Here is a 12,255-nt window from a genome sequence, read left to right as displayed (position 1 = left end):
ATCGCCGAACAACAAAGTAGTAATTCAACTAATTTGCTATCATTATGGTAAAAAAAACTATCGGTATGATTACTGGCTATCAAGCTATTAACCAAAGTGATTGGCTTTGGCATCAAACCCCTAATGCATTTGGTGAGTGGAAAAATATTCAAATCCAAGCAAATCACTCAAAGCCAGACTTTCTACTGTTATACAATTTCTGCGACTTTGTTAAACCTGTTGCCAAGAAAAGCTGGTTGAATAAGTTTAAACCACAGCCACAGCAGAAAGAAAACATAACAAATCTACTGCGAGGAGTGCCGAAAGAAAGAATAATTTCTTTAGTAAGAGAACCGCCATTTCCAGAGTTGGAACAAAAGCGAATTACTGATTACGAAAACGCTTCTAAATACTGCGGTTATGTCTCTGGTCCAGATGATTTTGCGCCCATTCCTGAGTATATGCCTGCTATTTGGTATCATGCGAATTCGTTTAGAGAACTGAATGAAATGCCACCTCCAGAAAAGGTTCGTCCTTGCAGTTGGATTACATCTGGTATCGATCGCACGGCAAATCATCAGCAACGTCTTAACTTTTTAAAAATGCTGCAATCAAGCGGTTTAATCTTCGATTTGTATGGACGAGATTTACCAGATTGGGCACAGGGAAATGGAAAAGTTAATAATAAATGGCATAGCATGGCTCCCTATTATTACAACTTGGCAATAGAAAATTATGCTGACAATAATTGGTATGTGAGTGAGAAGCTTTGGGATTCTCTTTTGGCTTGGTGTTTGCCAATTTATTATGGTGGTTCTGCCGCTGATAAATTATTGCCACCAGGAAGCTTTTTGAGACTACCAAGTATAGATGAAAAGGGTTTGGCATACATTCAGGAAGTAACGTCTACTCCTGATGCTTGGTACGCAGCTAAAGAGGCGATCGCTGAAGCTAGGCAGATTATTTTGCACAAATTAAATCTGCTGAACTGGTTAGATAACGCAGTTAACCAAATTGCATAAATAAAATTTACACTTACGGAAATTTCCATGACTAATGGTATCTATACAATCGGCAACGATGTAGTTTATAACCAACTCGTAGCTTTTCTTAATAGTGTTGAAGTCAACGTAGGTACAGATATTCCAGTATGTGTAATTGCCTATGACAACAACATCGAAAAAGTTAGTGCGGAAGTCGCTACAAGAAAAAATGTGACTCTGCTAAATGATGCCCAATTGTTTAAAAATTGGGAAGATTTTTCTTTGCGAGTGTGGCAAACACATCCCACTGCTTTAAAAGTTTGGGAAGAACAAGGCATTAAAGGGGTGCGTCGGATTGGCATGAACCGTCGATACTGCGCTTTTGATAACAGCAGTCCCTTTGACAAATTTGCCTATTTTGATGCAGATATTTTGGTCTTAGATTCTCTGCAAATTATTTTTGATAAGTTAAACGACCATCCTTTAGTTGTTTATGACTTTCAGTACAAAGACCCCTCACACATTTTTAATGTAAAATCTGACAAATTATCTCAAATATTTAGTGAAGACAGAATTAAATCTGATATTTTTTGTGCGGGTTTTTATGCTGGTAAGCGGGGGTTATTTAGTTCAGAAGAACGAGATTTTATTGTATCTCGACTGGCAGATGGAGAGGCAGAAATTTTATTCCCAGAAGCGCCTAATCAGTCAGTTCTCAACTATATGGTAATGCGAGCAAATATTCCGGTGTGTAACTTATCAAAGCAGTTACCTGAAAGCAAAATAACTGGAAATGCCGTCACTTCTTCTCACTTTGAATATAAATCTAATTGGTTGTATGACAAAGGTAACAAACTGACTTATCTGCACTACATCGGCTTGTCATCCAGCTTATTTGATAGAGTCTGCAACGGTGACAATATTGATTTCCCATATCGAGATATTTTCTTACACTATCGTTACCTGCACGAACCCGATAAACGACCAAAGTTTACTACTAAGCCACAACCCTACAATGCACCTCCTAGTTTGAAGACAAGAGTTCTCAAAAAGCTGGGTATAAAAGTTTGAGGAATAATCAATGAATCGCGGGATTTATCTTCTAGGCAATGACAAGGTGATGGATAATGCCGTTGCCTTAATTAATAGTATCCGTTTTTATGACTCGGATACACCAATTGTCATGATTCCCTACAATGACAATTATCAAAAGATAGCAGAGGTTTTTTCTAACTTTTCTGGGGTAACAATTTACGAAAATTTAGAATATATCAAGTACTTTTGCGAGCAAGTCGATAACATCTGCGGAAAAAATTTCTTTGAGAGACCTAACTTACTTCGTAAGCTTGTTTGCTGGTTTGGTTCTTTCGATGAGTTTTTGTATATAGACACTGATATTGTTGTGTTTAACAAAATTATCGACAATCTCAGCTATCTTCAAGAAAATGATTTCGTTTGTTATGACTATCAACATACAGGCGGAATTTATGAAGTATTTAATCAGTCAATTCAAGAGAATAATATCTTTAATGAAACTGAATTCAAAGACGTTTTTAATAGTGGTTTTTGGTGTTCTAAAAAGCAAGCTTTTTCTGAGGAAGATATCTGGGAACTCTTTAGAGAATGCGTTCGCCATCCGGAATATTTCTATTTATTAAACTCAGACCAAACTATCCTTAACTATCTCGTTTTAAAGCATGTACCGCGCCGATTTAATATAGTCAACAGACCTGGTAAAGCACCTGGAAATTGGGCAGGTAGCCCTCATTTTCAAGCTCAAGGGCATATACTTATAGACCCCAAGTTGAATCAGCCTCTACAGTTTCTTCACTGGGCAGGGATGCGGATTGAACCTGATTGCCCTTATTGGGAAATTTGGGAGTATTATCGCAATCTCAATCCATCATTGCCACCGCCAATTTTCCCAGTTAAGGTTAAAAAAAGTTCTTGGCAGCAAACTTTAAGTCAAATTAAAACTCTATTCCGCTTTCTGAAAAAGTAAGTTTTTGTGAAAAGCTAGATCCCCGACTTCTTAAAGAAGTCGGGGATCTGGATGCTGCCAATTTTCACAAATCAGATAGGATTGCTATATATTACCTACTTATCGGTAATAAAAATCAAACTTGCTTAAGGTAACAATTCTCAGACGGACTAAATTATATAAATGAGTAATGCTTTGACGGAGTTTAGCAGCGACTTTTTCTAGAAGGGAACGCTTGGGGTATTCGTGCATCTTCTGTTGCTCAAAATATATGGACATTTCCTCCATCTTTGATTGTCCTTTTTGGATTCTGACTAGTTCGGTTTTATCTTTAAAAAAGGAAATGCCCTGCATCTCACTTAATCTAACATCCAAACCAGCCTTGGCAGCAGCTAAACCTATTGCGTTTCCTTCACCGTCATAAATTCCATTTAATTCAAAATAATTGGCGAGTGTCTCCCATTGTTTTAAAAATTCAAGTTCTTTTCCAGAGTCTTTTGTAACTGCAAATAAATACTCGTACACAAATTTAATCTTTTCATTTTCTAGGTCTAGATTTAACTTTTGTGCAGCTTTTTTGGTTACTTGAAATTCTCGACAAAGTTTAGCGCTAGCAGTGCCTGCAATAACTTTGGCATACTTTTTGGGCATAATTTCGCAAGTTCTTGCTGTTATTCCTACTTTTTTAATCCATTGCATATCTGCTGGCACTGGTGCTAGTATTCGCATATCTGCATCAATGAATATGCAGGAATTAAACAGAGATAATGCTTTGGCGATCGCAAATCTTTTGTCGTGATAAAACTTAACGCTCTGCGACCGATGTTTAAAGGCTAAAATGTTAGCTTGTTTGTTAAAGTCGCTGGGATTGTCAGTTAAAACTATAAAATAAGTTTTCGGCGAATATCTCTCTATATCTTGTGCTAATAACAAGGCAAGAGCGCGATATTTCTTACCAAATGCTATACTGCAAAAGCAAAATTCTGGCTCTGCTTGATTCATTGTTCTTTAATTTCCTACTTTAGATAGAAATACTGTATGTAAATTTGGTATAAATACAAATCAAGTTAGGAACTTCAGTAGTTATACTTAATTCTTATTTTAATAAATAAAATGATGTTGAATTAATATATTTTGAAATTTTAGATTTAAAATATTATTAAAATTCACGCAGAGGCGCAGAGAAAGACGTAGGATTTTTATAATAAGTCATCAAATGGACTTGACATAACACAATAAATTAGGTTTGGACACAGTATTTCTGTGTCCATATTTATACTCAAGGCATAGAATCTAAGTCTAGAGATGTCATTCCTTGGCGTTCTATAAAAGCCAGCATACTTCCTAACTGCAACCAAACTAGTACGCTTGTTAAAAGAGAAATCGGTACACCAATTATATAAGCAAGGAATGGTGGAAAACCGAATATTTCAAAACCTGATGTAAGAAATAAACAAACACCACCAGCGATTCCGAGAAATGGAACAAATAACTTTCTGCTCCAAAAACGAGAACCTAACTTTTCTACACTATTTAATTGCATTTTTTCCATAATTAACTTTAGCGTTCCAGATAAGGCTGCACCAGAGGTTAATGCAATAAATAAGCCAACAGCTAACAGAAAATATGGCGGATTTAGAGGATAATAGTACATGAAAACTCCTGATTAATATGGGAATTGGGAATTGGGAATTGGGAATTGGGAATTAGGCAATGGGCATTGGTAATTTTAACTCCCCCTTGTCTCCCTTGTCTCCCTTGTCTCCCTTGTCCCCCAGTCCCCATTCCCCACGTTGTTACTGTTTTTTTCCAAAAGAAACAAGATGTGTAGCAGTCGGTAAAATAGCGGCTGCGCTTTCTCTAGAGAATTCTGTCAAAATGCCGATCGCTACACTCAACAAACGATTCGGCTTTAAGTCATCTTTCACCAGATTCCACAAGCGTTGAACTTCTTCGGTGTGAAGACGGTCATCTTCAGTTAAAGCAAGCAGCAACTGTCTTTGGATAAACTTGCCTTCATCAGACAGCAAATATTGTAAACCTAATTGCGCTGTTGGTAATAAATCAAAGTTGTTATCAGTGCGGGCGATCGCAATTAAATTTTCTAACCGCTGCCACTGAAATTTACCATTTTTGAACAACACATTCAATAACCGCTGCCGCAATCCTGGAGAATCTCCTGTTAGCAATCGTCTCGCTACGTAAGGATAAGCTACCTCGACAATTTTAAAATTCGGATTGAGGCTTAAAGCAATACCTTCTTGCGTCACCAGAGAACGAATAATTAAGGCAAACTTTGCCGGAACACGGAAAGGATATTCATACATCAATTCCGAAAATTCATCGGTAATTGTCTTGAAATTAAAATCCTTGACGTTTTTACCAATTGCGTTTCCCAGCACCGTTTCTAATGCCGGCACAATCGGAGCAATATTCGTTTCTGGTGTGAGAAAGCCTAAATTTACCAAGTCTTCGGCGAAGTCATTATAATCTTTATTGACTACATGCACCAACGCATCTACAAGAGTTTCTTTGGTGGTTTCCTCTAGCTGATCCATCATGCCAAAGTCAATGTAAGCCATGCGACCATCAGTCATAGCAAACAAATTACCCGGATGGGGGTCAGCATGAAAGAAACCATGTTCTAACAACTGTTGCAAACCTGAGGTGACACCAATTTGGATAATCGCTTCTGGATCTAAACCGATCGCACGGATATTTTTCGTATCTGTGAGTTTGAAGCCGTTAATCCATTCCAGAGTTAAAACACGGGTGTTGGTATAACTCCAATAAATAGCTGGTATTTTGACTTGCGGATCGTTGCGGAAGTTACTCGCAAATTTTTCCGCGTTACGACCTTCATTAATATAGTCAATTTCTTCAAATAGCTTTGTGCCAAACTCGTCCACAATTAAAGTTAAATCGTGACCGAGATTGAGGGGCAACCAAGGACTCAGCCAACCTGCTGCCCAACGCATTAAATAAAGGTCGAGTGTAATCACCGGACGTAAGTTCGGACGTTGCACTTTTACGGCTACTTCTTCGCCGCTGTAGAGACGACCGCGATATACTTGACCCAAGCTAGCCGCAGCGACTGGAGTTGGTGACAATTCGCTATAAATTTCTGAAACGCTTGCGTTCAGTTGAGTTTCGATAATTCGATAAGCGATCGCATTATCAAAAGGTGGCAACTGGTCTTGTAGCTTTACCAGTTCGTCTAAGAAATCTTTACGTATTAAGTCTGGTCGCGTCGAGAGTGCCTGACCTACTTTAATAAAAGTTGGACCCAGACTCGTTAATATTTGTCGCAACTGAATGGCTCGTTTGAACTTGTTTCGTTCAGTTTCTCCACGCCATTCATCCCATTTTAGACCGAGAATAAATCCCGCAAAAAACCAAACTATCTTTATCGATCGCGCTATCGCTAGCCAGGGACGCAAGCTGTAGTAGCGAGCGATCGCGTTTGCATTGTAGCTCGTTAACTGAGCAGGTTGATACTGACCCACGCCGACCTTTGCCTCTTAAACCGATAACTTTACTGTTTTGTTTGCTTGTCTTGCATTACAAGTTGGCTGCAAAGACAAGATTTTTGTAGTTTTTATCTACAACTATCTACAACAATTAAATTTTTTACATTTCCGGGTAACTTTCTAGGCAATATTAGCCAAGGGAGGTTGCCCGTCTTTTTTATCTTTATTCTTAATTATACTTTATAAAAGTACAAATACTTCTTTCAGAAAGTTTAAGAAGGTCACGTTTGTAAAGTTTTGTCAAGGCTAGTCAAGCTGGTAAAATGTCTAGCGCTTTATTCGCCCTCAGGCTAGAAGCCTGGACGCCAGGTGCTTCAAGTCTGGCGACCGAACGCACTGGCTCGGCTATACAAACAAAGCCCACCTGCGTGGGCTAAATTAGGCGCATCTTTATACAGAAATGGTATTAAACCTAGATTCAAGGGTTGGCGAGAAATCAAAGGTGCAAAGTGACATAAGACGTAGATAAAGTTTGTCTCTTTGCCCCTTTGTTTATGCAAGGTCAGTTGGTTTTACTGACCGAATACACCGATACCGTAGTAACAAGCATTGGTATTGCAATTAGCCATATCAACCCGGACTCGATATGTACCGCTTCGAGAAGGATTTATGGTGATGGCAGGAATATCATCATCTTGTAAATCAGAAGTAATCAGATTTCCACGGCTATCATAAAGTGCAATATCTAAATCTCGACAATCACTGTCACATACTCCAACTATGCCGTATGATGTACCTGCACGCAGATTTATTGTTATATAATCGGAGCGATCTTGAGCTAATGCGTCGATAAAAGGGTCATGAGTTAAACTATAGCCAGCTAAACCAGAAGCGATCGCCTTTTCGATTAGCTGGTCGCGAACTTCATAAATATATTCCCTATCATCAGCACGAACTGCGGTAGGTACAGTGAAAAGAGTAGCAGAGATACCAGTAAGAGCAGCGATCGTTCCGAGTAATTTAGCCTGAAGTGTTTTATGTAGCATTGAATTGTCTGTTGAACTCGACAATTCAATCTTGTCTCTTTCTAAAAGAATAGAACGCTGAGATTTATCGGACTTTCATTTGATTTAATACTGATTGAATTAGTTATTAAAAATTGCTAGATTCATATCCCAGATGTCTTATTTACGAGCCGCATTATTTATCCAAATTGGTATGATTTGAGATATGGTATTTTTATTGATTTAAAGAATAATTAAAAATTCCGAAAATATTGTCGATATAATTCACAACTGGGTATTACCCCATCGTTTGTGATTTTTACTAATCCCATTGCTTGTAATTTAAATTTAATTTCAGCGATTAACTGTACGGGATGGCTGGCTTTTGCAACTTCTCGCATTGCTGCTAATAATTCAGGTTGTTTGCTCAGAGCAGACATCAGACGACTCAGGTGGTTGTAGTAAATACCCGATTCACTTGCTGCTGTTTGGAGGAATTTTGCTAAAGTTACATCTTGACGGGCAATATGATACAAAGCAAGACGAACTAAAAACGGGTGTCCTCCAATCATAGATATTAGTTGGGTTACATCATCGCTGCTCCAATTTAATTCATGTAATTGAGCCAAATTTAGTACCTGCTCTAAACTAAATTCTGGTAAATCGACGGGAAAACCCGCATTGAAGGGAGAACGATTGATATCTAAAGGTACGTAAATTTCGGTGGAATGTACTATTACCAACCGCAGTTTTTGCCAAATACTTGTTCGTCTGGCTTCTTCGTGTAAATATCTGAGCAAGCCGAAAAAATCACCATAAATATCGGGATATGCAAATAATCTATCGACTTCATCCAAAGCTAAAGTCAATGGTTGAGAGATTTCTGGCAAGATGTACTCTTCAAAATAAGTTTCGCATCGCATATTGCAGCTAATATCATCTTCCCAATATTCATTTAACCGATTTTCCAACTTTAACTTGTGGCTAATAGTTACACAAAACCAACGCAGAAATTTATCTAAGCTGGTAAAACATTGTGCGTCTGCTCCTTTCAAGCTGATATAGACAGTGCGATCGCCTTGTTGGTCTGCTTGATGTAAAATCTGAATCAGTAGCGAAGTCTTCCCCATTTGTTCGGGTGCTTTAATCCGAATTAACGCACCATGTTTGCTAATTTCCCTGTAACAATCCTGTTCTTTCGGGGGACGGTTGACGTAAAAACGGGAATCTAAGGCTACCGGACCTTCAGGATATTCGATGGTAGTATTTTCTGTGAAGGTTGCTACGGTTTGAGGTTGAGGAGTTGAAACAGAGATTTCATCATCCTCCATATCAGCAATTTCCTCCCAATTTAACTTTAGGTGCTGACAAATATATTGGAAAGTTCCAAGGTGAACATTTTTACCATTTAGGAAATTACTCAGAGTACATGGTGCTAACCCAATTTCATGGGCAAAAGCATCTTGACTGTTCTTGCCGGTTTTCATTAGTATGGCTTTTTTTGCCAATTTAACTTTGTCTATGCAGTCCTGACGTACTCGCACCCCTTTATTATTACTCATAGCCGAATTGATAAAACTAATACAAACAGCTTAGAGTATTTCTTTGAAAAAATGAAGCCTAAGCAGGATTTCTTTGAAAAAATGAAGCCCTGAAAAAGTCGAATGAAACTCGAATCAAACTCAAATACATCTTGACATTTTTTCAATTACAATCCTATGGTATGGGCTTTTTATTCTACTTAATTTTTATTGATTTTTAAACTTTTTCTGAAGAAAAAAACCAGAAAATAGGAATATAAGAAAATAATTTACAGTGCCGATTTACCGTTATTACTTGTGCTATTGGAGACTAAGCAATGACTGGAAACTATGAATACCAAGTTGGAGCAAGTCTTCCAGCAGATGCTCCCAGTTATGTAGTCAGAAAAGCCGACTCCGACTTTTATAATGCTTTGAAAGCTGGAAAGTATTGTTATGTTTTTAACTCACGGCAAATGGGTAAATCGAGCTTGAAAGCTCGGACTATGCAACGATTTATAGATGAGGGAGTCGCTTGTAGTAGTATCGATATTTCCGGGCAAGGTAGCAAAGATAACGTTACCCAAGAGCAATGGTATACGGGTATTGTTTCTAGAATTGTTAAGGATTTGAAAATTGCCAATCACGTAGAATTTCGCCGTACTTGGTGGCGCGATCGCAATGATATTTCATCAATGCAAAAGTTAGATGAATTTATAGAAGATGTACTTTTGGCATCTATCCCAGGGAAGATTATTATTTTTATTGATGAAATTGACAGCACTCTGAGTTTAAATTTTGGTCGTGAGGATTTTTTTGCTCTGATTAGAAGTTGCTATAATAGGCGATCGGAAAATTCAGCCTACAAGCGTCTAACTTTTGCTTTATTAGGAGTAGCAACCCCTAGTGATTTGATTACCGATAAAACCCGTACACCATTTAATATTGGGGAACCAATTCAACTAGATGGATTTAAAATTCACGAAGTTGGAGCATTAGTGAAGGGTTTAGAAGAAAAAGTAGAAAATCCCCAAGCTGTGATAACTCAAGTTTTAGCTTGGACAGGGGGACAACCATTTTTAACCCAGAGGGTTTGTGAATTGTTGAGAAACTGGAATTGGCAAGAAAATATAGATTCTCAATCAAAAATTGCCAGGATTATTAAAACTAAAATTATTGATAATTGGGAAACACAGGATAAACAGGAGCATTTAAAGACAATTCGAGATCGGATTCTCACTAACGAGCAAATTGCTGTGGCTTTGTTGGGGTTGTATCAGCAAATCTTGCAACAAAATGAGATTGCTGTCGATAGTAGTGCAGAGCAAATGAGGTTGCGTTTGACTGGGTTGGTGGTGGAACAACAGGGAAATTTGAGGGTTTATAACAAGATTTATGGGAATGTTTTTGATATTAATTGGGTAGAGAATGAGTTAGGTAAATTACGTTTTTATGCTGAGAATTTAAAGGTTTGGAAAGAGACCAAATATCAAGATGAGTCTTGTTTGTTGCGAGGAAAAGCATTGCAGGATGCATTACTTTGGGCAAGTGATAAGACTTTGAGCCATTTGGATAATCAGTATTTAATTGCCAGTCAGGATTTTGATAGACGTGGAATTCAACGTAATTTGGAAGCGGAACAGAAAAATAACCAATTTTTAATAGAGGCGCAGCAAAAAGCAGAAAAAGCGTTAAAAGCCCTTGAGGAAGAAAAAAAAGCAAATCTGAGTTTGGCTGAGGCAACGCGAGAAGCGAATCTGAGTTTGGCTGAAGTGCAACAAAAAAAAAAGCGACAGATTCGTATTGGAGTTTTTGTTTTAGCGCTGTCTGCAATTGGTGCATTAGCTACGTTGATTTTTGCAACTTGGGCTAATCAGCAACGGGTGAAAGCAAACCTAAAGGCTCAAGAGTTGAAAGTTACCACTAATCGAGCACAAGTTCAAGTTCAAAGAGCAGAAGCTGAAGAGAAGAAGGCAAATGCTAATTTTAAAAAAATTGATCAACAATTCAATCAAAAAAATCAGGAAGTAAAGCGGAGAACCCAAGAGGTTGAACAGCTAAAACAGAGAGGAGAGTCTTTAAAGGAAGCAGTTAAACAAGCACAGGGAGACAAACAACAAGCAGAACAACAAGTGTTGTTAGTTGAACAACAGCGTCAAAAAGCAGAAAATACCCGCCAAATAGCTTTAAATCAACTAGGAATAATAAAGAAACAACAGCTAGCAGCTTTAATAAAAAAGAAAACAGCCCAGCAAGAGAGGGAAACTGCTGTTAAAGAATCACAACTTGCACAACAACAAAAGCAACAAGCACAACAACTGGCACAACAAGCCCAAAAGCAGCAAAAAGAAGCCCAAATAGCTACACGATTGGAACAAGCGGGAATCAGAATATTGCGCCAGTTTTATCGAGAAGGGCAAATTGAGAATTTAATGGAAATAATGCGGACTGGAAGGGAGTTGAAAAGTTTAGCTAAAGGTAAACGATCTTTGGCTGATTATCCGACTTACAGTCCATTGTTTAGTTTACAGGAGATGTTGTTAAATATCCACGAACGTAATCAGTTAGAGGGGCATCAAGAAAGCGTCAACAGCGTCGTCTTTAGTCCCGACGGCAAAACCTTAGCTTCTGCAAGTGGTGACAAGACCATCAAATTGTGGAATCTCGCCACAGGTAAAGAAATTACCTCCCTGACTGGGCATAAAGAAAGCGTCAACAGCGTCGTCTTTAGTCCCGACGGTAAAACCTTAGCTTCTGCGAGTAATGACAAGACCATCAAATTGTGGAATCTCGCCACAGGTAAAGAAATTACCTCCCTGACTGGGCATCAAGAAAGCGTCAACAGCGTCGTCTTTAGTCCCGACGGTAAAACCTTAGCTTCTGCAAGTAATGACAAGACTATCAAATTGTGGAATCTCGCCACTGGTAAAGAAATTGCCTCTCTGACTGGGCATCAAGATTGGGTCAACAGCGTCGTCTTTAGTCCCGACGGCAAAACCTTAGCTTCTGCAAGTAATGACAAGACTATCAAATTGTGGAATCTCGCCACTGGTAAAGAAATTGCCTCTCTGACTGGGCATCAAGATTGGGTCAGCAGCGTCGTCTTTAGTCCCGACGGCAAAACCTTAGCTTCTGCAAGTAATGACAAGACTATCAAATTGTGGAATCTCGCCACTGGTAAAGAAATTGCCTCTCTGACTGGGCATCAAGATTGGGTCAGCAGCGTCGTCTTTAGTCCCGACGGCAAAACCTTAGCTTCTGCAAGTAATGACAAGACTATCAAATTGTGGAATCTCGCCACTGGTAAAGAAATTGCCT

At 38.5% G+C, this 12,255-nt stretch carries 10 protein-coding genes; 4 read left to right on the top strand and 6 right to left on the bottom strand.

What is annotated here, in order from left to right:
- Positions 1–44: 44 nt before the first annotated feature.
- The 3 genes from AABK37_RS09575 to AABK37_RS09565 are packed head-to-tail and all read left to right on the top strand — an operon-like array spanning position 45 to position 2,964.
- Positions 45–1,001 (top strand): glycosyltransferase family 10 domain-containing protein, encoded by a 957-nt coding sequence (locus AABK37_RS09575; protein WP_432551339.1) that lies wholly within the window; start codon positions 45–47, stop codon positions 999–1,001.
- Positions 1,002–1,028: 27 nt separating this feature from the next.
- Positions 1,029–2,033, top strand: coding sequence for an Npun_R2821/Npun_R2822 family protein (locus tag AABK37_RS09570; protein ID WP_432551338.1), 1,005 nt, complete (start codon positions 1,029–1,031; stop codon positions 2,031–2,033).
- Positions 2,034–2,043: 10 nt separating this feature from the next.
- Complete coding sequence (locus AABK37_RS09565; RefSeq protein ID WP_432551337.1) at positions 2,044–2,964, top strand: Npun_R2821/Npun_R2822 family protein; 921 nt, start codon at positions 2,044–2,046, stop codon at positions 2,962–2,964.
- Positions 2,965–3,063: 99 nt separating this feature from the next.
- Here the strand turns inward: AABK37_RS09565 and AABK37_RS09560 are convergent, their stop codons facing one another.
- From AABK37_RS09560 to AABK37_RS09535, 6 genes are all read right to left on the bottom strand, one after another.
- Entirely contained in the window at positions 3,064–3,945 is an 882-nt protein-coding gene (locus AABK37_RS09560) for a hypothetical protein (RefSeq protein WP_432551336.1), read from the bottom strand.
- A gap of 277 nt (positions 3,946–4,222) precedes the next feature.
- Complete coding sequence (locus AABK37_RS09555) at positions 4,223–4,597, bottom strand: hypothetical protein (RefSeq protein WP_432551335.1); 375 nt, start codon at positions 4,595–4,597, stop codon at positions 4,223–4,225.
- Complete coding sequence (locus AABK37_RS09550) at positions 4,579–4,728, bottom strand: hypothetical protein (RefSeq protein WP_432551334.1); 150 nt, start codon at positions 4,726–4,728, stop codon at positions 4,579–4,581. The genes AABK37_RS09555 and AABK37_RS09550 overlap by 19 nt, the downstream gene beginning before the upstream one ends.
- A gap of 11 nt (positions 4,729–4,739) precedes the next feature.
- Positions 4,740–6,449, bottom strand: a complete 1,710-nt coding sequence (locus AABK37_RS09545; RefSeq protein ID WP_432551333.1) for an ABC1 kinase family protein — start codon at positions 6,447–6,449, stop codon at positions 4,740–4,742.
- Between the two features lie 536 nt (positions 6,450–6,985).
- Positions 6,986–7,459, bottom strand: coding sequence for a hypothetical protein (locus tag AABK37_RS09540; RefSeq protein ID WP_432551332.1), 474 nt, complete (start codon positions 7,457–7,459; stop codon positions 6,986–6,988).
- A gap of 212 nt (positions 7,460–7,671) precedes the next feature.
- Positions 7,672–8,979, bottom strand: a complete 1,308-nt coding sequence (locus AABK37_RS09535) for an AAA-like domain-containing protein (protein ID WP_432551331.1) — start codon at positions 8,977–8,979, stop codon at positions 7,672–7,674.
- A gap of 296 nt (positions 8,980–9,275) precedes the next feature.
- Here AABK37_RS09535 and AABK37_RS09530 point away from each other — a divergent pair.
- A partial coding sequence (locus AABK37_RS09530; RefSeq protein ID WP_432551330.1) for an AAA-like domain-containing protein occupies positions 9,276–12,255 on the top strand: 2,980 nt, incomplete at its 3' end.

Source organism: Tolypothrix sp. VBCCA 56010 (assembly GCF_050875635.1).
Classification (GTDB): Bacteria; Cyanobacteriota; Cyanobacteriia; order Cyanobacteriales; family Nostocaceae; genus Hassallia.
The sequence above is the reverse complement of the archived record's forward strand: the minus strand, read 5'-3'. Positions and strand labels throughout refer to the sequence as shown.